This window comes from Oceanisphaera avium (assembly GCF_002157875.1).
Lineage (GTDB): Bacteria > Pseudomonadota > Gammaproteobacteria > Enterobacterales > Aeromonadaceae > Oceanimonas > Oceanimonas avium.
The window spans coordinates 2,033,403-2,059,404 of record NZ_CP021376.1 but is presented as its reverse complement, the minus strand read 5'-3'; the positions used below and the strand labels follow the sequence as shown (position 1 = coordinate 2,059,404).

Annotated in this window: 28 protein-coding genes; 11 read left to right on the top strand and 17 right to left on the bottom strand. The window is 46.7% G+C overall.

Annotated elements, in window-relative coordinates:
• Positions 1 to 11 precede the first annotated feature (11 nt).
• The 7 genes from murQ to gmk form a co-directional block, all read right to left on the bottom strand.
• Positions 12 to 914, bottom strand: a complete 903-nt coding sequence (gene murQ / locus CBP12_RS09540) for an N-acetylmuramic acid 6-phosphate etherase (RefSeq protein WP_456299469.1) — start codon at positions 912 to 914, stop codon at positions 12 to 14.
• 190 nt (positions 915 to 1,104) lie between these two features.
• Positions 1,105 to 2,232, bottom strand: coding sequence for an anhydro-N-acetylmuramic acid kinase (locus CBP12_RS09535; RefSeq protein WP_086964222.1), 1,128 nt, complete (start codon positions 2,230 to 2,232; stop codon positions 1,105 to 1,107).
• A complete protein-coding gene (locus CBP12_RS09530; protein WP_086964221.1) occupies positions 2,232 to 2,432 on the bottom strand; it encodes a hypothetical protein in 201 nt (66 codons plus the stop codon). The genes CBP12_RS09535 and CBP12_RS09530 overlap by 1 nt, the downstream gene beginning before the upstream one ends.
• 110 nt (positions 2,433 to 2,542) lie before the next feature.
• Positions 2,543 to 3,565, bottom strand: coding sequence for an alpha/beta fold hydrolase (locus tag CBP12_RS09525; RefSeq protein ID WP_232455049.1), 1,023 nt, complete (start codon positions 3,563 to 3,565; stop codon positions 2,543 to 2,545).
• A gap of 107 nt (positions 3,566 to 3,672) precedes the next feature.
• Positions 3,673 to 5,790 (bottom strand): bifunctional GTP diphosphokinase/guanosine-3',5'-bis pyrophosphate 3'-pyrophosphohydrolase, encoded by a 2,118-nt coding sequence (gene spoT / locus CBP12_RS09520; protein WP_086964219.1) that lies wholly within the window; start codon positions 5,788 to 5,790, stop codon positions 3,673 to 3,675.
• A 77-nt stretch (positions 5,791 to 5,867) separates the two neighbouring features.
• On the bottom strand, positions 5,868 to 6,146 hold the full coding sequence (rpoZ, locus tag CBP12_RS09515) for a DNA-directed RNA polymerase subunit omega (protein ID WP_086964218.1): 279 nt from the start codon (positions 6,144 to 6,146) through the stop codon (positions 5,868 to 5,870).
• 49 nt (positions 6,147 to 6,195) lie between these two features.
• Positions 6,196 to 6,825, bottom strand: coding sequence for a guanylate kinase (gmk, locus tag CBP12_RS09510; protein ID WP_086965514.1), 630 nt, complete (start codon positions 6,823 to 6,825; stop codon positions 6,196 to 6,198).
• Between the two features lie 647 nt (positions 6,826 to 7,472).
• Between gmk and thpD the strand changes: the two genes are divergently transcribed.
• On the top strand, positions 7,473 to 8,390 hold the full coding sequence (gene thpD, locus CBP12_RS09505) for an ectoine hydroxylase (RefSeq protein WP_086964217.1): 918 nt from the start codon (positions 7,473 to 7,475) through the stop codon (positions 8,388 to 8,390).
• Positions 8,391 to 8,505: 115 nt separating this feature from the next.
• Here the strand turns inward: thpD and CBP12_RS09500 are convergent, their stop codons facing one another.
• Positions 8,506 to 9,369, bottom strand: a complete 864-nt coding sequence (locus CBP12_RS09500) for a YicC/YloC family endoribonuclease (protein WP_086965512.1) — start codon at positions 9,367 to 9,369, stop codon at positions 8,506 to 8,508.
• Positions 9,370 to 9,538: 169 nt separating this feature from the next.
• On the opposite strand from CBP12_RS09500, the gene rph reads away from it, so the two are divergent.
• Entirely contained in the window at positions 9,539 to 10,261 is a 723-nt protein-coding gene (rph, locus tag CBP12_RS09495) for a ribonuclease PH (protein ID WP_086964216.1), read from the top strand.
• Positions 10,262 to 10,437: 176 nt separating this feature from the next.
• Entirely contained in the window at positions 10,438 to 11,079 is a 642-nt protein-coding gene (pyrE, locus tag CBP12_RS09490) for an orotate phosphoribosyltransferase (RefSeq protein ID WP_086964215.1), read from the top strand.
• 68 nt (positions 11,080 to 11,147) lie between these two features.
• Here pyrE and CBP12_RS13855 read toward each other — a convergent pair whose 3' ends face one another.
• Positions 11,148 to 11,723 carry a response regulator gene (locus CBP12_RS13855; protein ID WP_332454886.1) on the bottom strand — a complete coding sequence of 192 codons (576 nt, stop codon included), beginning with the start codon at positions 11,721 to 11,723 and terminating at the stop codon, positions 11,148 to 11,150.
• Positions 11,690 to 12,043: a chemotaxis protein CheW gene (locus tag CBP12_RS13850; protein ID WP_332454885.1), complete on the bottom strand. Its 354-nt coding sequence runs from the start codon at positions 12,041 to 12,043 to the stop codon at positions 11,690 to 11,692. The genes CBP12_RS13855 and CBP12_RS13850 overlap by 34 nt, the downstream gene beginning before the upstream one ends.
• A gap of 232 nt (positions 12,044 to 12,275) precedes the next feature.
• Between CBP12_RS13850 and CBP12_RS09480 the strand changes: the two genes are divergently transcribed.
• Entirely contained in the window at positions 12,276 to 13,109 is an 834-nt protein-coding gene (locus tag CBP12_RS09480; protein ID WP_086964214.1) for a methyltransferase domain-containing protein, read from the top strand.
• A gap of 262 nt (positions 13,110 to 13,371) precedes the next feature.
• Here the strand turns inward: CBP12_RS09480 and slmA are convergent, their stop codons facing one another.
• From slmA to coaBC, 3 genes are read right to left on the bottom strand one after another with little or no spacing between them, the layout of a single operon-like run.
• Positions 13,372 to 13,983, bottom strand: coding sequence for a nucleoid occlusion factor SlmA (gene slmA, locus CBP12_RS09475; protein WP_086964213.1), 612 nt, complete (start codon positions 13,981 to 13,983; stop codon positions 13,372 to 13,374).
• A 15-nt stretch (positions 13,984 to 13,998) separates the two neighbouring features.
• Positions 13,999 to 14,457, bottom strand: coding sequence for a dUTP diphosphatase (gene dut / locus CBP12_RS09470; protein ID WP_086964212.1), 459 nt, complete (start codon positions 14,455 to 14,457; stop codon positions 13,999 to 14,001).
• Positions 14,441 to 15,673, bottom strand: a complete 1,233-nt coding sequence (gene coaBC, locus CBP12_RS09465) for a bifunctional phosphopantothenoylcysteine decarboxylase/phosphopantothenate--cysteine ligase CoaBC (protein ID WP_086964211.1) — start codon at positions 15,671 to 15,673, stop codon at positions 14,441 to 14,443. The genes dut and coaBC overlap by 17 nt, the downstream gene beginning before the upstream one ends.
• 141 nt (positions 15,674 to 15,814) lie before the next feature.
• On the opposite strand from coaBC, the gene radC reads away from it, so the two are divergent.
• The 4 genes from radC to mutM all read left to right on the top strand — a co-directional run bounded on the left by radC (position 15,815) and on the right by mutM (position 18,045).
• Positions 15,815 to 16,489, top strand: coding sequence for a RadC family protein (gene radC / locus CBP12_RS09460; protein WP_086964210.1), 675 nt, complete (start codon positions 15,815 to 15,817; stop codon positions 16,487 to 16,489).
• Between the two features lie 135 nt (positions 16,490 to 16,624).
• On the top strand, positions 16,625 to 16,861 hold the full coding sequence (gene rpmB, locus CBP12_RS09455; RefSeq protein ID WP_086964209.1) for a 50S ribosomal protein L28: 237 nt from the start codon (positions 16,625 to 16,627) through the stop codon (positions 16,859 to 16,861).
• An 11-nt stretch (positions 16,862 to 16,872) separates the two neighbouring features.
• On the top strand, positions 16,873 to 17,040 hold the full coding sequence (gene rpmG, locus CBP12_RS09450; protein WP_071472289.1) for a 50S ribosomal protein L33: 168 nt from the start codon (positions 16,873 to 16,875) through the stop codon (positions 17,038 to 17,040).
• A 180-nt stretch (positions 17,041 to 17,220) separates the two neighbouring features.
• Positions 17,221 to 18,045 (top strand): bifunctional DNA-formamidopyrimidine glycosylase/DNA-(apurinic or apyrimidinic site) lyase, encoded by an 825-nt coding sequence (gene mutM, locus CBP12_RS09445; protein WP_086964208.1) that lies wholly within the window; start codon positions 17,221 to 17,223, stop codon positions 18,043 to 18,045.
• A gap of 390 nt (positions 18,046 to 18,435) precedes the next feature.
• On the opposite strand, the gene coaD is transcribed toward mutM, so the two are convergent.
• Complete coding sequence (gene coaD / locus CBP12_RS09440) at positions 18,436 to 18,927, bottom strand: pantetheine-phosphate adenylyltransferase (RefSeq protein WP_086964207.1); 492 nt, start codon at positions 18,925 to 18,927, stop codon at positions 18,436 to 18,438.
• Between the two features lie 81 nt (positions 18,928 to 19,008).
• Between coaD and CBP12_RS09435 the strand changes: the two genes are divergently transcribed.
• Positions 19,009 to 20,028 (top strand): glycosyltransferase family 9 protein, encoded by a 1,020-nt coding sequence (locus tag CBP12_RS09435; protein WP_086965510.1) that lies wholly within the window; start codon positions 19,009 to 19,011, stop codon positions 20,026 to 20,028.
• On the opposite strand, the gene CBP12_RS09430 is transcribed toward CBP12_RS09435, so the two are convergent.
• Complete coding sequence (locus CBP12_RS09430) at positions 19,997 to 20,776, bottom strand: glycosyltransferase family 2 protein (protein WP_086964206.1); 780 nt, start codon at positions 20,774 to 20,776, stop codon at positions 19,997 to 19,999. The two genes, CBP12_RS09435 and CBP12_RS09430, sit on opposite strands and share 32 nt — an antisense overlap.
• Complete coding sequence (locus CBP12_RS09425) at positions 20,773 to 21,837, bottom strand: glycosyltransferase family 9 protein (protein WP_086964205.1); 1,065 nt, start codon at positions 21,835 to 21,837, stop codon at positions 20,773 to 20,775. Before CBP12_RS09425 ends, CBP12_RS09430 begins: the two co-directional genes overlap by 4 nt.
• Before the next feature lie 89 nt (positions 21,838 to 21,926).
• Between CBP12_RS09425 and CBP12_RS09420 the strand changes: the two genes are divergently transcribed.
• Both CBP12_RS09420 and CBP12_RS09415 read left to right on the top strand, forming a co-directional pair.
• Positions 21,927 to 22,634: a 3-deoxy-D-manno-octulosonic acid kinase gene (locus CBP12_RS09420; protein ID WP_086964204.1), complete on the top strand. Its 708-nt coding sequence runs from the start codon at positions 21,927 to 21,929 to the stop codon at positions 22,632 to 22,634.
• Positions 22,635 to 22,699: 65 nt separating this feature from the next.
• Positions 22,700 to 24,730 (top strand): acyltransferase family protein, encoded by a 2,031-nt coding sequence (locus tag CBP12_RS09415; RefSeq protein WP_086964203.1) that lies wholly within the window; start codon positions 22,700 to 22,702, stop codon positions 24,728 to 24,730.
• An 8-nt stretch (positions 24,731 to 24,738) separates the two neighbouring features.
• Here CBP12_RS09415 and waaA read toward each other — a convergent pair whose 3' ends face one another.
• Positions 24,739 to 26,001: a lipid IV(A) 3-deoxy-D-manno-octulosonic acid transferase gene (gene waaA / locus CBP12_RS09410; RefSeq protein WP_086964202.1), complete on the bottom strand. Its 1,263-nt coding sequence runs from the start codon at positions 25,999 to 26,001 to the stop codon at positions 24,739 to 24,741.
• Position 26,002: the final 1 nt, after the last annotated feature.

Below are 26,002 nucleotides of genomic sequence, written 5' to 3'. Positions count from 1 at the left end.
TAGCGCTCCATTTAATCTTTATTTAAGGCGCTATTGAGGATGCCATTGTGCTGTGTTAATTGCGCTTGGGCAGCGTGTTTATCTAAGCCTGACAACAGCATTAAGATAGCCAGTTTTACTTGATTATCGGCCGCAACTAGCGCCGCTTTTGCCTGCGCAGAAGTGGCATCCGTAGCTTGCATAACAATACGCTGGGCGCGCGCTTCAAGCTTATAATTACTCGCATGCAGATCGACCATTAAATTTTGATACACTTTGCCGATGCGGATCATGCTGGCAGTACTGAGCATATTAAGCACCAGCTTTTGGGCGGTCCCAGATTTTAAGCGCGTAGAGCCAGTAATGACTTCGGGACCGACCGCTGGCTCTATCGCAATATCGGCGACCTCTCCGATGGCGGAGCCACTATTACAGGCCAGTGCTACTGTCGTTGCACCTAGGGTGCGAGCATAGGCCAAACCTCCTAATACATAGGGCGTGCGTCCACTGGCTGCGATGCCGACCACTACATCGTGTACACTTAAGTTAAGCAGTTCTAAATCCTTTGCCCCCAGTGCGCTGTTGTCTTCTGCCCCTTCTTGGGCACGAAACATAGCATCGGGCCCGCCGGCAATTAATGCTACAACTAAGTCGGGCGAGACACTAAAAGTGGGCGGACATTCCGCAGCGTCTAATACTCCAAGGCGCCCACTGGTGCCGGCGCCCATATAAATTAAACGGCCATTATTTTGTAACGCCCTCTCTATGGCATCGACGGCGTTTGCGATAGCTGGCAGCACTTTTTTTACGGCTAAGGGCACCTGTTGGTCTTGGGCATTTATGGTGGTGACCAGTGCTAGCGTATCTAGCTTATCAATATTCAGTGTCTCAGGGTTGCGCCCCTCAGAGGCGAGCTTGGCTAAGTCGTTAAGCAAGTCTGACGTCGATACTTTAGTCGAGTCCATAATCAATTCTCCATAAAACCTATTCGCCACGGCATACGCGCAAAAGCCAAAGTATTGTTTGGTAACATCGGATAACTAATATTATTTGCTATTTTCCATGTATTGCGTGGCAAAAATAGGTTTTGCTCTGTTAAGTTTTTATTCTTGGCCAAGGCTCGTGCTAGCCTGGTAAATGGATGGCGCCTAAAATAGCAGGGCGACTGGCGCCGGTAACCGCGGGTAGATTACCTGGTAAACCTTGTAAGGTTTGATGAGCCAGCCAAGCAAAAGCGAGCGCTTCCATAGCATCAGCGTCCACGCCCACGCTGCTGGTGGTATTTACATGCCAGTGGGGTAACAGTGCGCTTAAGCGCTGCATTAATAGCGGATTATGAGCGCCGCCGCCGCACACGAGTAATTGCGGACTTAAAGGCTGCTGGCTAATAGTTAATAGCTGCACTTGTTCAGCAATCGCCTGCGCGCTAAATTCGGCCAAGGTGGCCTGCACATCAAAGGCATTCACCGGCTGAGCTTGGGCGCTTAAGTGCTGCACTAACCAGCCCATACTAAATAACTCGCGCCCCGTGCTCTTTGGTGGCGCTTGAGCCAGCCAGGGCTCGGCTAATAAGCTGGCTAATAGCGCCTGATTTACCTGCCCCTGTAAACCAAAAGCGGCGTCTTCATCAAAAGGGGAACCCCATTGCTGTTGGCACCAGGCATCCATTAGCATATTCCCCGGGCCCACATCAAAACCCAGTACCGCTTGTTGAGGATCGAGGAGGGTGAGATTAGCAATACCGCCGATATTGACGACTACCCGTACTCGCTGTGCATCCGCTAATACCTGTTGATGAAAAGCGGGCACTAAAGGTGCGCCTTGGCCACCTAATGCGAGATCTTTACGGCGAAAATCATTGATAGTGACAATATTGGTGTGCGCGGCTAAGCGATGACCATCTCCTAGTTGCACAGAAAAAGGCAGCGGTGCATCTGGCTGGTGCCATACTGTTTGTCCATGGCAACCAATGGCGGCCACTTCAGAGGCGGGCGTGTTTGCTGTATGTAATAATTGTCGCACTAACTCAGCGTAGGCTTGGCCAAGCGCTACATCTAGCTCTCCCCAGCACTTAGCACTCAGTGGCTCGCCATTAGCACACGCCAGTAAACGATGGCGCAATGGTGTAGCAAAGGCGTGATGGCAGCGTTCTTTTAGCTCAACCTGAGTACCGTTTGTGGCCATTAATACTGCATCTATGCCATCTAAACTGGTACCTGACATAATGCCAATATAAAGTTTCAGTTCCTTCATTACCAATCGCTCGGTAGCGTTTGTACTGGGCTGGTAGGCACGCTGATCACGCCATTTTCATAAGGTTTAGGCGCGACAGGCTGAGGTGTTTTTACAGTGGCGGCCTTAACGGGCGCCGGAGTCAGTGGGGGAGTGCTACAAGCGCTCAGCGCAAAACTAATGCATAAACTAATGGCCACACCGCGAACAAAATGAGTCATAACACACTCCAGAGCAAGATAAGCGCGATTATAAATAATGAGCCTTGTTGTAAACTGTCTGCGGCAAAATATCAAAGCAAACTTAACCTGCGCCCATTCTTTGATGTTAATTAAGAGGGATTAACTGTGAGCTTAGGAGGATGCTGGGCAAAGAAAGATAATACGGCTTCTAAGGCAGGACGGCGGGCATTATCGCGCTCTAAAAATAGCTCATGGGCCGCCGTGTTAATCCGCTTGGGTTGGCCGCCAGCACATGCTGGCAAGGCGTTGCAAAATGCATCTTGTGCCTTGTTATCTACCACTACATCTTTGCCTGCTTGTAACACTAAAACGGGGGTCGTGATGCGCGGGGCTTTTGCTATGGCTTGCTCGCCGGCATGCATGGCTTCTTCGAGCCAGTGCGTACTCACGCCGCCTAATTGTATTTGAGGGTGGCGATGATAGAGCTCTACTAGTAATTGGTAGCGCAGCTCGCTGTGCGTCAGCACATTGTCTTTAAAAGGCAGTGCTTGATAATCTTTTTGCCCTGGGGCGTAACAAGCGGGTTTATCTAGCCAAGCGCAGCCTTTATTAAAGACGCTCAATAAGGCACTAACTAACCATTTAGGAAGTGGCTTAAAGTAAATGCCGATCATGGGTGAGGCTAACGCCGCCGCTTGTAGGCGCACGTGGGTTTCGCTAAGCCAAAGCGCTGCTACGGTGCCGCCCATAGAATGAGATAATAAATACAGTTGTTCCACTGGCGCTTCTAGCACCACTTGTTGTACAAACTGCTCAAGATCTTGGACATAGTCATCAAAGCTTTCTACATAGCCTAAATAGGGGTTAGCTAATTGACGGGGCGCTAATCCTTGGCCTCGATGATCGTAGAGATAGACGTTATAACCATTATGGAAGAGGTCGAGAGCCAGCTCTTGGTATTTTAAATAGCTCTCGGTGCGCCCATTGACTAGTACAATGGCTTTTTGATGGCGGGCATGGACTAGCTTGGCATAAGGCAGAGTTAAGCCATCAAAGCCACTAAAATGCCCTTCAACGCTTTGTGCTTGCCACTTGTTTGTTAAGCCGGTTAAGCCTAGCTCTGCCAGTTGCTCGGTGGTCGTTAATTGCGGGGAGGCGAGGGCGAGATTCATAAATAAATAGCTCCCGAGCAGCAGCAGGCGGTTGAGCATAATAGGCTCCAATCAATCAACGAAAAAATTGCTATTAGAGTGGCAGTTAGCCATAGCGCTCACGCTAATTACTTACGCAGTCTAAATACCTTTAACACATTGGGGGTGACGCGGATTTTTCGCATAATATTAGCCAAATGCACTCGGCTCTTAGTGGTGATTAGCAGCTCCACTAAATAAACGCGGCCATCTTTCTCTTCGGTGGCAATATTATGGATATTGGCACCGGTCGCTGCAATAACGTTTGCTAAGGCGGCTAATGCACCATGTTGATTCACCAGCTCGATACCAATTTCGGTTTTAAATTCAAAACCAAAATCTTGCTCCATGTCCCACTGGACAGGCAGGTATTTTTCTTGTTCTTTATTGTAGCCGCGAATGTTTTTGCACGACTCCAAATGCACCACTAAGCCTCGGCCTGGGCTGATGTGGGCCACTATGGGATCGCCGGGGATAGGGCGACAACAATTAGCAAAATTTAATAGCATGTCGTCGGCACCGCGAATCGGCATCTTCTTAAAGGCTTTGCTAGGCTCAATTTGCGTTTCGTTTGCATCGGCTAATAAACGCCGTGCAATTACCACACTCATGGCATTGCCTAGGCCAATATCGGCCAGCAAACCATTGATAGCAGTGTGCTTAGTATCTTTTAACACCTGCGCTATGCGCTCGGGCGCGATATCTTCAAGATTTTTGGCACCCAAGGCGTGGTTCAGTAAGCGCTTTCCTAATAATACCGACTCTTCGGTGCGCAGATTCTTTAAGAACTGGCGAATTTTAGTGCGCGCGCGTGAGGTCACTACAAAGTTTAGCCAAGCCGCATTGGGGCGGGCGCTAGGAGCGGTAATAATTTCAATTGTTTGCCCCGAGTGCAAACGCTGGCTCAGTGAATAAGGTTGGCGATCAACACGCGCCCCTACACAGGCATGGCCAATGTCGGTATGAACGGCATATGCAAAGTCCACGGCAGTCGCGCCCGAGGGCAGCTCTAAAATTCGCCCCTCGGGCGTAAAGACATAAATTTCATCGGGGAAGAGATCGGTTTTAACACCTTCGATAAACTCAAAGGAGGAGCCGGCACTTTGCTGTAGCTCTAATAAGCTTTGCATCCATTGCTCGGCCCGCACTTGGGCTGTGGTGTTAGATCGCTCGCTGTCGTTTTTATAAGCCCAATGTGCCGCTACGCCCTTATCCGCCATTTGATCCATATATTCGGTACGAATTTGTACTTCTACTGGCAAGCCATGAGGGCCCACTAAGGAAGTGTGCAAAGACTGGTAGCCGTTGGTTTTAGGAATAGCGATATAGTCTTTAAAGCGTCCCGGACGTGGCTTATACAAGGTATGCATTTGACCAAGCACTCGGTAACAGGTATCTATGTCTTTGACGATAACGCGAAACGCATAAATATCCATGACTTCGTGAAATTGCAGTTCTTTTTTTACCATCTTGTTATAGATGGAGAACATGTTTTTTTCTCGCCCCATCACCTTAGCTTCAATGTGTGCATCGTCTAGACGACCACTCACTTCTTCAAAGATAGATTGAATAATTTCACGACGATTGCCTCGAGCGCGCTTTACCGAGGAGCGCAATACGCGAGTACGCATGGGGTAGAGCGCTTCTAAGCCTAGCTCTTCCAGCTCATTTTTAATGCTGTGAATGCCGAGGCGATTAGCAATAGGGGCGTGAATTTCAAGGGTTTCGCGGGCAATGCGGCGGCGTTTATCGGGGCGTAATGCGCCAAGGGTGCGCATATTATGGGTACGGTCGGCGAGCTTAATTAGAATGACCCGAATATCTTGGGTCATGGCTAACACCATCTTGCGAAAGTTTTCAGTCTGCGCTTCTTTGTGATCTCTAAACTTAATTTTATCAAGCTTAGACACCCCTTCCACTAATTCGGCTACCGCTATACCAAATTGCTCGGCGAGGGCCGCTTTAGTGGTAGCGGTGTCTTCAATAACATCATGCAGCAGGGCTGCCATGAGCGTTTCATGATCCAAATGCATCTCTGCCAGAATGCGCGCCACCGCCACCGGGTGGGTGATGTAGGGCTCGCCACTGGACCGAGTTTGCCCCTGATGCGCGTCTCTTGCTACCAAATAGGCGGCAGTGAGCTGCTCTATTTGTTCGGGAGGAAGATAACTGGAGGCTAGCTCTTTAAGAGATTCAAATAGATACAATATATACTCCGCTCATGTAGCTACATAGATGCAGACTTAAACTGAGCGCCCAGTGAGTGCTGGGCGCTAGGCCGCGCTTAGAGTAAACGACCTTCGGCAATAGCGGCAACCGCTGCTAGTTCAGCAGCATCGGTTTCTTGCTGCTCTTGGCGGTCTTGCATATCCATCATTGCATGGTTGACTAAGCCTTGCTCAATTTCACGCAGTGCAATAACCGTCGGTTTATCGTTCTCAAGTGGTACCAGTGCGTCTTTGCCCTGGGTGGCCAGTTGGCGAGCGCGACGAGAAGCAACCAACACTAAATCAAAGCGATTGCCTACCTGCTCAACAGCATCTTCAACAGTAACGCGTGCCATAATGGACTCCAATGATTAAAAAAGGTGCAAAATTCTACTCGATCCCAGCTTATTCTGCCAGCAATGCATTTAGCAAGGGCTGAAAGCGGATCGCTTGTTTTTCGGTACTGGCTCGTTCAGCTTCAATAATGGCACTGAGACGATTAAGGGCATGATCAAAGTTATCATTAACCAGCAAGTAGTCATATTCATCATAATGTGACATTTCTGACACTGCTTTGTCCATTCTACCCTTTATTACCTCGGGCGTATCTTGCTGGCGAGCATTTAAACGCCGCTCTAGCTCAACTCTACTGGGCGGCAACACAAAAATAGACTTAGCACTGGGAGATTGGGCACGAATTTGGCGTGCTCCCTGCCAGTCGATATCGAGCAAAATATCGATGCCTTTTTCAAGTTGTTGATCAATCCACTCTCGCGAAGTGCCGTAATAATTGTCAAACACTTGTGCCCATTCATAAAAAGCACCGCGCTCAATTAAGCTTTCAAATTGGGCGGGTTTAATAAAGTGATAATGAATGCCGTCTATCTCGCCGGGGCGTGCGCAACGCGTCGTATGAGAGACAGAGACCTGCAGCATACCGTCCACGCTGGGGCGATCGAGCAGGGCACGGATCAGGCTAGATTTGCCTGCGCCACTAGGAGAAGAAATAATAAATAAGGTACCGCAGTGCGCCATAGTGTTATGCCCGTTCGGGGTTATCTGCCAGCGCCGAGCTGGGCTGGAACCAAGGGCGGCAAATCTTACCAGAATGTGCGCCATAAAAAAATGGCCGCTGTAAAGACAACGGCCAATCAAAAAATAACTATAGCTTGCTGCGGAAGTGCCCTCCACGCAAATTCCATTATGATCTAGATTATCCCATCGGTTCTAACAGATTATTCCTGAGTTAATACTCGGTAAAACCGAGTTGTTTGCCTAGTTGAGGTCTCTAATAGCGTGGGCTAAATTTATAAAGATTATAGCTAAGTGGTTGCTAGCTATGAAATTAAGCAATTAATAGCCAGCTATGCTTGCCTACTTAGGAGGCTTAGCCGTTCAGAGTCAACCGTCCCGAAAAAGCCTTCATTAACGGTAAAGAAATACCAATAACCGCGAAAAATCGACTTATTTGAGAGTTAAAAAGAAATTTCTGAGGTGACGGTTATCTATAAACCGCCTAAAAATTGCGCTTTTAGCTTAAATAGTGAGCGGGGCTGTGTGCAACTTGAGATTGTAAGGATAGGCGCTATGGTTGAAAAGGTAGTTTTACGCGTTTAATAAACCCTCTAAATATTACACTTTTCATAATCACTGCTTAATTATCTGTAACAAGGAGATGAATAATGACGATGTGTACTGACGACTGTTACCCTAGCCGCTTAAGCCACACCTTAGCTCCTTTTAAAAGACTCGATCCCATTGTTTATGGCAGCCAGAGTACAGGACCGCTCACGTCCACCGAATTAGCGCAATATGAGCGCGATGGTTTTTTAGTCATCAAAGATTTTTTAGATGAACAGCAAGTTCAAGACTTCCAACAAGACTTACAACACTACCAACAGCATCCTCAGCAACTGCCTAATGAGCTTGTTATAAAAGAAGCACAGCAGGCTAATATTCGCTCTATCTTTGATATTCATAAACATAACCCGCGCTTTGATGAGCTCACCCGCGAGCCGCGCTTGTTAGCTATGGTCGAGCAACTCTTAGGTAGCGAGGTTTATATTCATCAGTCGCGAATTAATGTAAAACCGGCTTTTTATGGTAAAGGATTTGATTGGCATTCTGATTTTGAAACCTGGCACACAGAAGATGGTATGCCTCGCATGCGCGCGCTCAGTTGCTCTATTGCGCTTACGCCAAATACTCAAGTTAATGGCTCTTTAATGCTAATTCCGGGCTCACATCATTACTTTGTGCCCTGTGTCGGTCCCACCCCTACCAATAACTACCGCTCTTCGTTACAAAAACAACAAGTCGGGGTGCCAAGTGAACAAGCACTAAATAACTTGGCAAATCAAGGGGGCATTAGTATGCCAACGGGTCCGTCGGGCTCATTAATTTTATTTGAGTGCAATACTTTGCATGCTTCTAACGCCAATCTGTCTCCGTGGCCGCGAAGCAATTTATTCTTTGTTTATAACAGCGTGCATAATCGGCTCACCACGCCTTTTTGTGGACAAGCACCGCGCCCTGAGCATCTTGCTAATCGCCAACACAGTGGTGCTTTAGTGAGCTCAGATATAGCTGCGTATGCTTAGAGTGCTTCCCTATTATTGGCTCTCAGAGTGAGCGAGAAGCGATAAATCCCCAATGCTAAGTTAAAAAAAGCCTCCTATTGCTAGCAATAGGAGGCTTTTAAAAGCGAGTCATCTATTACTCGATATTTTGAATTTGCTCGCGCATTTGCTCAATTAAGACTTTCATCTCAACGGCTGAGTTAGTGATGTCAGTACTAATGGACTTTGAGCCGAGCGTATTAGACTCGCGGTTAAACTCTTGCATCATAAAATCTAAGCGCCGGCCGCAGGCCCCACCTTTTTTGAGAATTTTACGAGTCTCACCGATATGCGTCACTAAGCGATCTAGCTCTTCAGCGACATCTACTTTTTGGGCTAACAGCACCATTTCTTGCTCAACGCGCTGCGGTTCTAGCTCAATTTTAGCTTCTTCAAAGCGATCTAATAAGCGTTGGCGCTGCCATGCCATAATAGTGGGCATGTCGGCTTTCACTTGATCGACTTCTTGCGCTATGCCGCTTAAGCGTAGCTCAATTAATTCTTTTAGCTTATTGCCCTCACTGGCGCGCGCTTCTAAAAAGTCCGCCACCACTTTATCTAGACACGCCATCAGCTCATTGCTAAGTGCATCCATGTCTTGGGCTTGCGCTTCCATTACGCCGGGCCAGCGTAAAATATCGAGTGGATTTAAAGTACCTTGGCCGGCAGTACTTATTACCCATTCGGCACCATCAATCAGCTGCTTAGCTAACGGCTTATTCATTTGCAGCTGACCTTGGCTGGCCAAATTAGACTCAAAACGTAAGCCACACTCCACTTTGCCACGCTGTAAACTCGCGCGCAGTTTTTCGCGTACTAAGGGCTCAAGACTGCGAAACTGCTCTGGTAAACGGGTGTAAGTTTCGAGGTAGCGCTGATTAACAGAGCGGATTTCCCAAACGGCCGTCCCCCAGTCTTGTTTAAATTCGTGTCGCGCGTAGGCGGTCATGCTGTGGATCATGTGGCTCTCACTATTAATGGTGCGTAAGTTTAGCTTTAGGCAAGCGCTCAGTGTGCCATTCCCCACCCCTTGCGGCAACGGTGAGCGCATGCAATGCAGGGCGAGTTTCTTTATAATGACGCCTTAAATTCAATTGGTGTTAACACCGCTGCCTCTTTCGGAGAATCCCATGTCTACACGAGCCTGCGGGCGCGCGGTTGATGAAATACGCCCCGTCACCCTCACTTCTCATTATACGCGCCATGCAGAAGGCTCGGTGTTGGTAGAGTTTGGTCATACCAAGGTGTTATGTACCGCCTCGGTTGAAAAAGGCGTGCCCCGTTTTTTGCGCGGCAAAGGCCAAGGCTGGGTGACGGCAGAATATGGCATGCTGCCGCGCTCAACTCATAGTCGCATGAATCGCGAGGCCGCCAGTGGTAAGCAAGGCGGCCGTACTATGGAAATTCAGCGCTTAATTGCTCGCTCATTGCGCGCCGCCATAGACTTAAATAAGCTGGGCGAATACACCATAGTAGTAGATTGTGATGTCATCCAAGCCGATGGCGGCACGCGCACCGCAGCCATTACCGGCGCTTGTGTGGCGCTCGCTCAAGCGCTCACTTGGATGAAAAGCCAAGGTATGATCAAAGATGATCCTATGAAAACGCTGGTCGCGGCTATTTCAGTGGGGATGGTAGAGGGCCAAGCCGTCTCTGACTTGGAATATACCGAAGACGTGAGTGCTCAAACCGATATGAATGTGGTGATGACGGCTGAAGGCAATATGATAGAAGTGCAGGGCACAGCCGAAGGGGCGCCGTTCACTCATGAACAATTATTAGCCATGCTGGCTTTGGCACGAAAATCGATTGATGAGCTAGTGGCAATTCAGCGCCAAGCGATAGCGGGCTAAAAACCGTAAGGGTGAAGTGTGAGGAGTTACACCATAAGAGCGCGTTATAGGCTGTGTGTTTACTGCTCTCTCCTTACCCCTCAGCTTTCACTCGGACTTGGCGAGAAAAATATTCTGTAATGTGGGTGATAAGCATGTTGTTCACCCACTAAATACTCCACTAAGAGAGAACATTGATGAAAGCGTATCAACGTGAGTTTATTGAATTTGCTATGAGCAAAGAGGTGCTTAAGTTTGGTGAGTTCACCTTAAAGTCCGGCCGTATTAGCCCCTATTTTTTTAATGCCGGTTTATTTAATAGCGGGCGTGATCTAGCCCGCTTAGGTCGCTTTTATGCCGCTGCCTTAGTGGACTCAAAAATTCAGTACGATGTGTTATTTGGCCCCGCTTACAAAGGTATTCCTATTGCCAGTGCGACAGCTGTGCAATTAGCAGAACTACATGGTCAAGATGTTCCTTATTGCTTTAACCGCAAAGAAGCAAAAGATCACGGCGAAGGAGGCAATTTAGTGGGCAGTCCGCTGCAAGGACGCATTATGTTAGTGGATGATGTGATCACTGCCGGCACCGCGATCCGCGAGTCCATGGATATTATTGATGCAAATGGCGCTCAGTTGGCGGGTGTGTTAATTGCACTGGATCGTCAAGAAAAGGGCAAAGGTGAGTTATCGGCTATTCAAGAGGTAGAGCGAGATTATAGTGCACAGGTAACCGCTATTATTACGCTTGCCGATTTAGTGGCGTATTTAAGCGAGCAACCCGCTATGGCACAGCACTTAGCGAAAGTGCAAGCTTATCGCCAGCAATACGGTATTTAAGTCGCCATAAATACTGTGCTTGTTAAAAAGTGAACAGTGCTTTATGGCTGTTCACTTTTTTTATCTTATTATGAGTCTAGTGCGCGGCCTGCCGCCGCTGCCAGCATAGTATGCAGCAACTCATGAGCATCAAACTTGGTAAGCGCGCGATTTGCTCCTACTTGCTCGGCATAGCTAACACTCATTTCACTGCTTAGTGAAGAGTGCAGAATAATCCAAGGCTGATGAAGCCCCGGGTGATTGCGAATTTTAAAGGCGAGCTCATAGCCATCGAGTCCTGGCATTTCAATATCGCTCACTAAAATATCAATGGGCCTACCACTTTCTTGAGCGCTTAAAATACGTGCCATGGCGTCACTGCCATCGTGAGTAACTTGGTATTCAATATTCTTTCTATCTAATACATCACTGAGTTGCTTGCGCGCCACTACAGAGTCATCTACTAATAAGATAGACAGCCCCCGTAGCGTTTCTACTTCCATATCATTGAGTAGGACATCTTTACTGTTCAACGACTCTGGATAAACTTTAGCTAAGAGCAGCTCTAAGTCGAGTAATTGAATTAATTCATCCTCTATGGTCACTAGCCCCGTAATAAAGGCATTTTTACCTAAGGCTTTAGGGGGGGCGACACATCTTTCCAATCAGTTTCAACGATGCGCTGCACCTTGCGCACCAAAAAGCCAATCTCTTTGCGATTAACATCGGTAATAATTACCGAAGCCGTGGCGCGCTCTTCTTTCGTTAATGGCTTATAGCCAATGGCTGCAGCCATATCGATTACCGGCACGGCCGCCCCTCTAAAGGTGGCGGTACCGATCACTGTACTTTGGCTACTAGGAAGCTTAGTAAGATGAGGCAGCGGCATTATTTCACGGATTTTAAGGGTGCCTAAACCAAATAGCCGACTACCAGCAAGCTGAAAAAGGAGTAGTTTTTGTAATTGCTTAGATTGTGTATTCATAGCATATCGTGCCTTTTTGATGGGCAGAGTGAGGGCGGCTAAATAAGCACTAAGCCAATACTCAGTATGCTTGATTATATGAAGCAATAGCGGGGTAAGCAATCCAGTATAGGCGATGCGTATGCTAAGTTGTGATCTCTATAGAGCACCTAAAACGGCAAGGAATTTGCTTCTTGTTACGTATTATTGAACATTAGTCGTTTTATTGCCTCTGCTAAATATAAGGTTAACTATGCCCCTTAATGCGATTAATTTTGGTCATTTATACCAGCTACAGATGAAGGCTGCCGGTGGGCGAGAAAAGCCGACCTCGGTGTGGGATAAAAGAGCGGCTAATCTGCACAATGAGCCTATAGAGAGCCCTTATAGCCGCGCATTTATCGCTAACATGGACTTAACAGCATGTCGCAGCCTACTTGATATGGGCTGTGGCAGTGGCGCCATTGGCTTAGCGCTCGCCCCGCAGCTAGAGCAAGTGATAGGGGTAGATTATAGTGCGGGCATGCTAAGTGCCTTTAGGGCGAATGCAAAAGCTCGACAACTGGATAATGTCCTCACTATTGAGCGTGCTTGGGAGGAGGATTGGCAAGATATTCCAATGTGTGATGTGGTGGTGGCCTCACGCTCCACTGCAGTAATGGACATGGCCGATGCTCTACACAAACTGGATAGTAAGGCGAGAAAGCGTGTCTATTTAACCAATTTAGTGGGCGGCTCTTTTATGAGTGCTGAGCTTTTAACGGCGCTGGGGCGCAAGGTCTATCCGCAACCCGATTATATTTATATTTTAAATATTCTCTATCAGATGGGGCGCCAGCCTCGACTGGATTATATAGAAGCGCGTGGGCGATTAGCAGGCACCAAGAGTTTTGCTGAGTTTTTAGCCAAGGCGAGCTCTTCCTTAGGAGAATTAACAGACCAAGAGCAAGCACGTCTGTCTGATTGGTATCACGCCCATCCACAGCGCGCCGCTCGCGGCGGCGAAGGCTTTAAATGGGCGTTTATTTCTTGGGAAACGGATGCGTACGCCATCAAGATAAAGCTACCCCGAGTTAAACAATGCTAAAAATTAATGTGCACGCAGAGCAAGGTCGGTATTACATTTTTCACCATGCGTTATGAGTAATTTTAGTATTTAACAGCTAAGTGTGAGGCGCACTAGCATGAGTTTATTTTTCATCACTACCCGTCTGGTCACTGTTTACCTTGAGCGCCTCGCCTGAGCGATGGACTTGAATATTCTCTCTCGCTTTAAAAAAGCGAATGCATGGTGTTCACCCGCCATTTCTTTCGCTTATAAAAGAGCGATGAGATAAGGCCTGGTTTTTTTAGGGGGTCAGGCTTGTGGTAGGAGCCAGTTGTAATAACAACAGTTGCCACTGACTATCAAAGTACAGGGTCGGTTTAATGCGAAACTGACTGCGCACATATTGATTAATCCGCCCTTCAATATAGGCGAGTAGCAAATTGGCGAGCACTTTTTCATCTTCAATAAAGCCTTCGCCTTCATATAGCTTACGCTCACGCATGATCTGTTTAAACTGGGTATCTAAGCGCTCAAATAATTGATTAATGCGCGCCAGTAAACGCTCATGTTCACCCTGTAAAGCATCGCCATTTAATAGTCGCGTGATGCCAGGATTGCGCTCACAAAAGCCGAGAATTAACTGCAATATATAGCGTAGCCTTAAGGTGCTATCTTTTTCATCTTGCAAAATTAAATTAATTCGTGAAAACAAGGTGTCTTCAATAAAGTCGATTAATCCCTCAAACATCCGAGCCTTGCTGGGAAAATGCCGATATAAGGCCGCTTCCGATACGCCCACTTCGCCAGCCAGTTTAGCGGTAGTGATGCGTTGTCCTGGACTCGTTTCCAGCATATGGGCCAGCGCTTGTAAGATTTGTTCGCGACGATTTACTTTTGGTTGAGCTGTAGTCATGGCTGTGTTACTCGATTATTGACGACCAGAAGAGCCAAAGCCACCTGCTCCGCGTTCACTTTGGGCAAACTCTTCTACTACCGTAAATTGAGCTTGTACTATCGGTAAGATAACCAGTTGTGCTATGCGCTCGCCAGGCTCAATAGTGAAAGTACTGTGGCCTCTATTCCAGCATGACACCATCAGCTGACCTTGATAATCCGAGTCAATTAAGCCCACCAAATTTCCTAACACTATGCCGTGTTTATGACCTAACCCAGAGCGGGGCAAGATAGTGGCGCATAAAGCAGGGTCTTTAATATGAATGGCCATGCCGGTGGGCAGCAGTTGGGTTTCACCGGGTGCTAAGGTTAACGGCGCATCTAAACAGGCGCGTAAGTCTAAACCGGCAGAGCCTGGAGTAGCGTATTGCGGCAAAGGAAACTCAGCGCCTACTCTAGAGTCAAGAATTTTTAGTTCAATGGGAGTCATAATATCGGTCTGCTATTAAAGTAAGAAGATGGTGTGCCAGTTCATGTTTAGGTGCCAGCGTTAGCGCTTGCTGACCGTTGGGCCAAAATACGCTCAGTGCATTATTATCACTATTAAATCCCTGACCTGCGAGCGCCACATTATTGGCGGCTATCATGTCTAAATTTTTGCGGCTGAGTTTATCGCGAGCATAGATTTCTAGATCTTGCGTTTCAGCGGCAAAACCGACGGTAAACGGTTTATTTTCCAGTGCCGCTACCCCCGCTACTATATCGGGATTTTTTACCAGTTCTATGATCAAGGTATCGCTACTGGTTTTTTTTATTTTATGTTCAGCTATCACCTTGGGGGCGTAGTCGGCAACGGCGGCGCAGGCAATAAAAATATGTTGCTCATCAATATCCTCCATCACCGCCGCTTGCATTTGCGTAGCACTTTCAACATCAATGCGCTTAACGCCAGAGGGGGTACTTAACGCTACCGGCCCACTGACTAAGGTCACGCTGGCTCCTAGCTGCACCGCCGCTTCTGCCAGCGCAAAGCCCATCTTGCCGGAGCTGTGATTGGATAAAAAGCGCACCGGATCCAGTGCTTCTCGGGTGGGGCCAGCGGTAAGCATTAACTTTAAGCCCGCCAGTGGCTTAAGGTTGCCCACTACACTTGTTTGGTTCGAGCTTAAGCTGAGTTTTTCTACTAAGGCTACTAATTCTAGGGGCTCTAGCATGCGCCCTGAACCCATATCGCCACAGGCTTGGGCACCTTGGCCTGGTCCCCAGATCTGTACTCCACGCTCGGCTAACACCTTAAGGTTATGTTGGGTTGCGGCATGAGCATACATTTGCTGATTCATCGCGGGTGCAATCGCTACTAGCGCCGGCGTGGCCAAGCACAAGGTGCTTAGTAAGTCATCAGCCAAGCCTGCAGCCAGCTTAGCGAGCATATTAGCGGTAGCCGGAGCAATAAGAATTAAGTCTGCCCACTTAGCCAGCTCAATATGGCCCATGCCGGCTTCAGCACTGGCATCCAATAACGCATCTGATACGGGCTCGCCAGAGACGGCTTGTAGGGTGAGAGGCGTAATAAATGCCTTTGCCGAGTCGGTCATCACCACTCGCACTTGAGCGTGGCGCTCTTTTAAGCGTCGTACCAAATCTGCACTCTTATAAGCGGCAATGCCACCGCTTATGCCAATTAAAATACGTTTTCCGGCTAATGACATCCCGCATTCCTTCTTTATTCGAGCGCTAAGATTATCATAAAAATGAGCCGTTGGCGGTCTCGCTCAGGCTTTCGACTAGGCTTAATGTTAATTAAGCATACTGAGTAAAGTAGTGAGTTTCATTACGACAAGGAGGTGGTGATGAGCATTAAAAACTGGCCGCTGGGTGAGCGCCCGCGAGAAAAGCTGCTAAGTCGTGGGCCACACAGTTTATCGGATGCAGAGCTGTTAGCGATTTTTTTACGCACCGGTACCAAAGGCATGGATGCAGTGAGCTTAGCGCGGGCACTGTTAGAGCAATTTGGCTCGCTTCGACAATTGTTACTCGCCGATCAGCATACCTTTTGCCAAGGGCCAGGTTTAGGGCTCGCAAAATACGTGCAACTGCAAGCTAGCCAAGAGCTCATGCGCCGCTTTTTAGATGAAAAGCTAATGCGTGCCAATGCACTTACTAACCCTGAGCTGACGCGTTTATTTTTACAGTCGCGATTGCGTGATCAGGCCCGCGAAGTATTTGCGCTGTTATTACTCGATAATCAGCACAGAGTCATCGAATTTAATGAGTTGTTCTTCGGTACTTTGGATGCGGCAGCGGTTTATCCACGAGAAATCGTCGCTTTGGTACTGAAACGGGGTGCCGCGGCGGTGATTTTGGTGCATAATCATCCGTCCGGAGTCGCCGAGCCCAGTCATGCCGATCGTTTAATTACTGAGCGTATCCAAGCCGCCTTAGGGTTATTGGATATTCGCGTATTAGATCATTTAGTGGTGGGAGACGGCGAAACTGTCTCGTTTGCCGAGCGCGGTTGGCTATAAATTGCTGCGTTTTTTGCCTTTTTGTTGATCTTGGGCTCGGTATACTGTATAAATTGCCGCCTTATTTTGCCCCGATAGACGGCCAACGGGGTGATTAATTGCTCGAGCAAATAGTAAGATTTGGAGAAGACTGACATGTCTAAAGTATGCCAAGTAACTGGTAAGCGACCAGCTGTTGGTAACAACCGCTCGCACGCCAATAACGCTACCAAGCGTCGTTTCCTGCCTAACCTGCAAAGCCACCGCTTTTGGGTTGAGAGCGAGAAGCGTTTTGTAAAACTGCGCATTAGCACCAAAGGTATGCGTATTATCGACAAAAAAGGTATCGATAGCGTCTTAGTTGACCTGCGTGCCAATGGCGTAAAAGTTTAAGGAGTTAACCAATGGCTAAAGGTATTCGCGAGAAGATCCGCCTGAACTCAAGTGCTGGTACTGGTCATTTCTACACCACGACTAAGAACAAGCGCAACATGCCTGAGAAAATGGAAATCAAGAAATTTGATCCCGTTGTTCGCCAGCATGTGATCTACAAAGAAGGCAAAATCAAATAGATTTTGCTCTCTTTAAAAAAAACCCAGCTTCGGCTGGGTTTTTTTATTTTAAAGCCATGTAAATCGCGAGCCGCAAGGAGTGAGGTGTTATAGATAGCGTTACAAGTACAAGCTTTCGCTTCACACTTCCTCCTCACTCACTGGCTTTTAGGTATACTGGACATCGTTTAAGGAGCCTTTATGCCTGAATTACCCGAAGTAGAAGTGAGTCGCCAAGGGATCACGCCCTATATGCTTAATGAGACCGTAATGCGAGTGGTAGTGCGCAATCCCAGCTTGCGCTGGCCGGTGCCGAGTGAAATCCAACAAATGGTTGGACTGACGATTACTGCGATTCGCCGGCGCGCTAAGTATCTCTTGCTTGAAACAGACTGGGGTACTGCCATCTTGCACTTAGGCATGTCGGGTAATTTAAAAGTGTTACCTCATGGCACGGCGCCCACTAAGCACGACCACGTAGATATTGAACTGAGCAATGGCAAATTACTGCGCTTAAACGATCCGCGCCGCTTTGGCTGTGTGTTATGGACCCGCGAGCCTGCTGAGCAGCATGCATTATTAATCAAGCTGGGGCCTGAACCGCTCACCGCCGCCTTTAGTGACACCCATCTTTACGAGCGCAGCCGCAAACGAAAAATAGCCGTTAAGCAGTTTATTATGGATAACCATGTGGTGGTGGGCGTGGGTAATATTTACGCTAATGAGGCGTTATTTAGTGCGGGTATTCATCCCGAGCTGCCTGCCAATGCGGTCAGCGCCGAGCAATACACGGCGCTAACGGCGGAGATCAAACAGGTGCTAGCGCGTGCCATTACCCAAGGTGGCACTACGCTAAAAGACTTTACCGGCAGTGATGGTAAGCCCGGCTATTTCGTGCAAGAGCTACAAGTTTATGGCCGCGCCGAGCAGCCTTGCACTACTTGTGGGGTGTTGCTGCAAGAGGTACGCATGGGTGGGCGCAGCACCGTCTTTTGCCCCTTGTGCCAGCCGAGATTAACGTCGTGAAGGGGTAATAGGTGAACAGGCGAGATAAGATTGACCAAGGCTAACAACAATGCAGAATTACCGCACACGCTCGCCAAGATGGCAAGAGTCAAAACTCTGCAAGCAGCTCGTCTTTTTTTATGCCGTTTTACCGGATCTGGCATAACGTAGAGCCGATATCTCGCTCTTAGGGACTAAAACTTAAACCGAGATCCTGATTTTCAGCAGGATGACGGCTTAAATAAACATTGCTCATTGTGAGGAGTGCAACGATACGCCAATCTAGGGCTAGATTGGCGCACTGCGCTCGCAAAATTTCGTGCTTATCATAAACTGAGCGCCGTGACTCTTGCAGCAAAGCAGCGCTATAAAAAATAGTCTTGGATTGTTTTTTTATCAGCTTGGAGCTTGTTACTGGGCGCTAGGCGCTATCTTCAAAGTAATGGCTTGAGCGACGGCGGCGGGCACAAATGGACTAATATCGCCGCCATGTCTAACGACGTCTTTAATGAGACTAGAAGAAATAAAAGAATTGCTCGGTGCTGGAGTGAGAAACACTGTTTCTAATTCGGGCATTAAATGACGGTTCATATTTGAGAGCTGAAACTCATACTCAAAATCCGACACGGTACGCAAGCCTCGCACCAAGACATTGGCTTGATATTGCTGAGCAAAATCTACTAATAGGCCGGAAAAGCCGACCACTTGTACATTAGCTAGTGCCTGAGTGGTGTGCTTTATTAGCTCCACCCGCTCTTCTAAGGTAAACATGGGCTGCTTACTTGAGCTAAAAGCCACGCCCACAATCACTTCATTAAACATGCTTGCCGCGCGTTGAATTAAATCTAAATGACCATTAGTAATGGGATCGAATGTGCCGGGGTAAATAACTCGGGTAGTCATACAGTTTCCTTGTAGTAGCGCTATCACTGGCTAGTTTAGGGTAGAATAACCCAGCATTCGAGCCAGTGGGAGACAGGCGTGATAAAACGAGTATTGGTGGTAAGAAACGATAAAATTGGCGATTTTATGTTGGCTTGGCCGGCGTTTGCTATGTTGAAAGCGTCTACTGGCTGTCACGTCACCGCATTAGTGCCCCATTATACCCAAGCGCTGGCCAAGCTATGCCCCAACATAGACGAAGTGATTATCGACCCGGGTAAAGACGCGGCTAGCCCCGAGCAAAAAAATTTAATGAACATCATTAAAGCGGGACATTTCGACGCCGTTATCTGCTTATTCTCAAATTTTCGCAACGCCAAGTTAATGTGGCAAGCGGGCATTAAGCAGCGCTGGGCGCCGGCCACTAAGCTGGCACAATTCTTTTATAACCACAAAGTGAAACAACGGCGCTCTCAATCCGCTAAGCCTGAGTATGAGTATAATTCAGACTTAGTGCGCGCCTTCTTAGCGCATAACCAGTTTGCTGTTATTGAGCCTAGCGCCCCCTATTTACACTTTGAGGCCGATGAGCTTACAACATTTAAAGCGACTCAAGCTCTACAGTTAGGTATTGCCGCTGATAGGCCCTGGCTGTTAGTGCATGCGGGCAGCGGCGGCTCGGCTAATAACTTATCGGTAGTGCAATATGCACAGTTAACTCGCTCGCTGCAAACCCAGCACCCTCAGCTGCAAGTGGTATTAACCGCCGGTCCTGGCGAGCAAGCGCTGGCACAACAAGTAATAGATTTAATGGGTAAAGGTGCGGTGCTGGCTCACGACTTATCTTTGCCGGACTTTTGCCGCTTATTAGCCTGTGGCAGCCTGTTTATAGCAGGCAGTACCGGACCGCTGCACATTGCGGGCGCCCTAGATGTACCCACGGTCGGTTTTTTCCCGCTGCGCCGCTCTGCTACTCCGCTGCGCTGGCGCCCTTTAAATAGTGAAGGCCGCCATTTGGCTTTTCATCCGCCCGCCAACGCCGAGGCAGAAGACATGAGCCAAGTCGACATTCCTGAAGTAGTGGCAGCCGTTACGCCGTGGGCGGCTGCGTTTTGGTCTTGATCCATAAGTCGGCGTATTTTACAAAAGTAGAATGAGCAGATAATACGCTTAATAAAAAGCCTTGTTTGCCATCAAGAAAGCCCGCCTTAACAAAATACATTTTTATAAAGCAGCCAAGCGCATGAGTAATGCCTTGGCTAATTGAGGAGCTCTTACCTTTCGCCTGCCTTTGTTCAGCCCAGGCACTGGCGTAGCCGGCCGACTTAACCAGATAATGCTCTAGGTCGCGATAGGTATAATGCAATAAATCGCCCTTGAGCTTTTTAACTTTCACGCCTTTATTTAAATGTACTTTTTCATGCACTAACGCATCGTTATAACCCGTTAAAGTTTTAGGATAAAGGCGTAGTACACGATCTGGGTACCAACCACAATGGCGGATAAAGCGGCCAAACACCCAAGATAAACGCGGCACTGAATACACAGTGTTTACTCTAGGTTTCGCTAGTACTGTCTCAATGCTCGTTTTTAACTCGGGCGTGACGCGCTCATCCGCATCTACCCATAACACCCAGTCGGATTGCACATAACTTTGTGCAATTTGGCGCTGTTTGCCAAAGCCTGGCCAATCGCTATTTACAAAAAAGCGCGCCCCCGAAGCTTGGGCGATGGTTGCTGTGGCATCGGTGCTGCCGGAGTCTAGGATGACTACCTCATCCACCCAATCTAGGGTCGCTAAGCAAGCGGCGAGATTATCGGCTTCATTTTTTACGATTAATACCGCAGCCAAGGTGGGTCGAGCATTCATGCATTAAGCTCCTGCAACAGATTAAAATCACTCATCATACGCTCTAGCTGAGTAATGACGGCATCTAGGGTAATTAATTCCATGGCATTAGCATCTTTAACTCGGGTGCGCCATGCTACTTCATTTGTTGTTTTGCCAGTTTCAGCTAATAGTGCTTGCTCATAGGCACTGACCACATAGCCCCGACAATAATAGGGGCCGGTGCGCGCCGGATTATGATGCGCATAAAGGCCAAGCACGGGTGTGCCGACTAAGGTGGCCATATGAGTGGGGCCCGTATCGGGGGCGATCACTAACCGCGCTTGCTTAATTAAGGCCAGTAGTTGCACTAAACTGGTCTTGCCCACTAAATTTTCGCTAATGTGAGGCGTTAAAGCGCAGATGCTGTGTGCTAGTGCTCGCTCTTGTGGGGCAGGGCTACCGACGAGTACCACTTTAAATCCTTGACGATGAGCATAGTCGGCAAGCTTAGCGTAGCCTGCTACCGTCCAATTTTTATAAGCTTTACTGGCACCGGGGCAAATAAGTAGTAACGGTTGTAAATGCTGATATGAGCTTGCCCAGTGTATGGCCTCGCTAGGCAAATCTATTGTCCAGCTAGGCGTAATATTATGTAAGCCTAATGCTTGGCCAAATGCCATAAAGCCATCGACGACGTGCTCACCACTGGGCTGAACTTTATAATTAGTAAATAACCATTGTCCGTCTTTAGCGCGGGCTTTATCAAAACCTAAACGGTATTTAGCGCGAATACCGAGGCTGGCAATACTGGCCCTTAGCGCAGCTTGCATATGCAACAGTGCATCAAATTTTCGCCCTTTAAGCACTTGCCAAAGTCGTTGATAAGCGCCGAGCCCTCCCGTTTTATCAAAAACGATAATTTCTACATTAGGCAGCAGGCACAATAAGCTGGCTTCAAGTTTGCCGGTAACCCAAGTGATATGAGTTTCTGGCCACTGATTTTGTATGGCTTGCACTAAAGCGATGGCATGGCAGCAGTCACCTATGGCCGATAAGCGTAATAAACACAGGCTATTTGGGGGTGAGTTAAACAAGGCCATAGATAAATCTCCAGAATTTGAGTCAGGCATTATGCAAAGGTGCGCTCTGCATGTAAAATCTGTGTTTTCGGCTTAAAGGGGAAATGACAGTGGAGCGCATCGAGCACGGTTCAGAGATCATCTGGTATGACCCAGAGTGTTTTGACTCATTTAAGCGAGATTTCTTCGAAATAGACTATTGGCGAGAAAAAGAGGCCATTTGCGGCAAAGCGGTGGGTCGTAACACCACTTGGTTTGTTAATGATGCGGTGTGCAATAAGGTGCTGCGCCATTACTACCGGGGCGGCATGATAGGGCGGGTAATGGAAGATACTTTCCTACACGTTGCCGAGTCTAAAAGCCGAGCCATGAGCGAGTTTACAGTATTAGCTAAATTATACCGCCGTGGTTTACCCGTTCCTCGCCCTTGTGCCGCACGTATGGTGCGCTCTAATCTAGTTTATCGCGCCGACATTATTCTTAGCTTAATAGAAAATTCGGCCGATTTAGTAGCGGTACTAAAAGAGCGCTCTTTAAGCAAAGAAGAATGGCAGCATGTAGGTAAAACGATACGCCGTTTTCACGATGCTGGCTTATATCATGCCGATTTAAATAGCCATAATATATTACTCGATAGTGATGGCAAAGTATGGCTAATCGATTTTGATAAATGCCATTTTCGCCAACCCAATACCTGGACTCGTGAAAATATGGACCGGTTATTACGCTCATTTCGTAAAGAAAAAGACCTACATCCAGAATTTCATTGGCAAGAGTCAGATTGGCGAGTCTTATTGAATAGTTATAAGACTAAATGATAGTAAAGTAAACTATTACTTATAGTAAAGCCATTAAGTTGGCTTTTTATTTAAAGAGAATAATTTTGAGTTTAACAAACTATAGACCCGATATTGATGGTTTAAGAGCGATAGCCGTTTTAACTGTTATTATTTTTCATTTTAACAACCAATGGCTTCCTGGTGGGTTTATAGGGGTTGATATATTTTTTGTTATATCGGGTTATATCATTACTCGCATTATTTACTCACAAATGCTAAGTAACAGCTTTTCTTTTACTTATTTTTATATAAAAAGAATAAAAAGAATCCTGCCTCTTTTTTACCTAGTAGCGTTAACTACATTAGCGATGGCATGGCTTATATTAATGCCTGACGACTTTGTAGGGCTAGCAGATAGCGTACGATACGCTAGTGTATTTATAGCCAACATATATTTTGAAAAAAATACCGGTTATTTTGCTGCTGCTGCTGACACTATGCCTTTGTTACATATGTGGTCTCTTTCCGTAGAAGAGCAGTACTACTTTGTTTGGCCATGTATTTTATTGCTTTCCATCAAGCTTTTTTCTAAAGCTCCTCGAATGATATTTTTTATCTTTTTACTTATTACATTAGGTATCATTTCTGAGTGGGCCGCTCGATCTGGAACGGCTGCTGCCTATTATCTTATACAGAATAGAAGTGCAGAACTGCTAGTAGGGGCATTATTAAGTATTTGGTTACATAACAACAATATAAAAAAAATCGCGTTGAATGAAGGTTTAATTGCCAGTTGTGGACTTGTTGGCGCAGCAGTGCTGGTAGGTTTCTTCTTTTTATTTAATGAAAGCTATACTTTTCCAGGAATTAATGCTTTAGTGGTTGCAGCTGCTACTGCTATGGTTATTTTAAATGGTGAGTTACGAAGAGGAAAGATTTATAATTTTTTAAGTATCCATGTTTTGGCTTTTATTGGCCGACTATCATTCTCACTTTATCTTTGGCATTGGCCGGTATTAGTTTTTTATAAATATTATTTTAATAAATTTACTATTGTTGGTTATATAGCATGCGCAGCTATCACTTTTTTATTGTCTTTTTGCTCTTGGCAGTTTTTTGAAAAGCCTTTACGTTATCTTAATATTAAAAGCAAATGGGTTTTCTTATTTTACTTGCTTATACCAATAGCTTTTCTAATAACGATTTCTAAAGACATTAAGAAAAATTCAGGTTATGAAATTCGCCTTCCACAAGTAGCGAAAAATATATACCAAACTTCTATCTCTGATTTTAGTCAGCTAACTAAAAAAGAGAGAGCAGATAATGCTTATCTTCCTTTCGAGCTATTACCTATTGGTAAAGAAAGTTTAGTCTCGCAGCCACCCCTTGCTCTCTTATGGGGCGACTCCCATGGCGGACATTTCAGAGGTTTTATAGAAGAGCTAGGTCTAGCTAAAGACTTTTATAGCCTTTACGGGGGCTTAGGGGGCTGTCCTCCCTTTATTGGCGTAGATTTAATTAAACATGGAAAACCTGAAAGTGAATGTACTCTACGTAATAATCAGCTGCTTGAAACTATTAAACGCTCAAGTTCTGAGGTGGTATTTTTAGCAGGGCGCTGGGCTATGTATACGGAAACTACACGTTCACCTGGTGAAAAAGGCAGTATAGTATTTTTAGGCGATAGTAGCGATTATAGTGAGTCTAGAGAAAATAGTCGTCGGGCTTTTAAAAAAGGTTTAGAAATGACTGTCAGTGAGCTCATAGCTAACGGTAAAAAGCCGGTGTTATTTGAGCAAGTACCTTCTTATTCTTATTCGCCTAGCAATTGCTTAGTCAAAAAAGCCACTTACTCTTGGTTAAAAGAAGAAAGCTGCAACATTAGTGAAAAAGAAGTAATGCAGCGTCAAGAGTATGCTAATAAAGTAATCAGAGAAATAGAAAATAAATATGCGAATTTACTAGTAGTGCGAGTTAACGCTATTATTTGTAATGGTCAAATTTGCAAAAGTGAAATAAATGACGTTCCTTTGTATAAAGATAATGATCACCTTAATATGAAAGGAAGCAGAGTGTTATTTCATGAGTTTAAAGAACACAAGGGATACTCTATATTTAACTTTCTAGATAAATAGCTTTATGCCTATATATTAAGTAACCTACTAAGGTGGCATATCGACTTAGCTATTGCACCTTTGTTGTCGTTGACAACTTTTAAGGCGTTAGATGCCATTATTTTTCTATAATGTTCATCTTTAAACAGTTTCAGTAGGTCATGACTAAGTGCCTCACTGTTTTTAATCGTTATAATAGCATTTCCGTCATTAAGTAGCTGATAAACATCAGTAAAATTAAATATAGAAGGGCCAGTTAATACTGGTTTTCCAAGCGCTGCAGGCTCTAATAGATTATGGCCGCCACGAGGAATTAAGCTGCCGCCTACAAAAGCGATATCTGCAGCCGCTAACATCGACGGTAACTCACCCATAGTATCACCGAGGTAAACTTGAGTTTCAGGGAAGAGGTCATGTTGAGTACGTCGACTAAGCACTAGCTCAAACTGGGTAATTAACTCAGCTACTTGAGCAAAGCGTTGCGGATGACGGGGAACAAGAATTAGCAGTGCATTAGGTAAATGAGAAAGCAGTTGTTGATGAGCGGCTAAGATCTGCTGATCTTCACCATCATGAGTCGAGGCTGCTATCCAAACTGGGCGCTCAACACCTAATTCGGTGCGCAGTTGCTGGCCCTTTTCGTGCACTTCAGAGCCGTAGTTAATATCAAATTTTATAGAGCCAGTAACACTTAACTTTTCTGGCGCTACTCCTAAATCCTTAAAACGCTGGGCATCCGCATTATATTGGCAGGCAATATGGCTAATATTATTTGCAAGCAGTCGGAATAGAGTATGAAAGCGTTGATATCGCCTAGCTGAACGGGCTGATAAGCGGGCATTTAATATCATCACCGGTAAGTCACGTTTAGCACAAGCGCGAAGCCAATTAGGCCAAAGCTCAGTTTCCATAATAAGCAGAGCTTGTGGCTTAATTTGACGTAGGAATAACGCCACCGCCCACGGAAAGTCTAAGGGCGCGTAGCGATGTTCAACTAAAGTGCCTAGTTTCTCGGCTACATCGGCTCCGGTGCGCGTGGTAGTGGTAACTATAATAGGCAGTTCCGGATATTGCGCTTTTATGGCTTTAATTAAGGGCGTAGCGGCGACCATCTCGCCCACGCTGACCGCATGTATCCAGAGCGGGCGGGGTTGTAAAGTGCGTGGTACAAAGCCAAGAAGCTCGACCCAGCGCTTGCCAAAGGTAGGCTTCCCCTTTTTAGGCCAATAAAGCATGCCTAAAATTATTGGGCTAAAAAGATGGATAATTATGTTATATAAAAATAAATACATA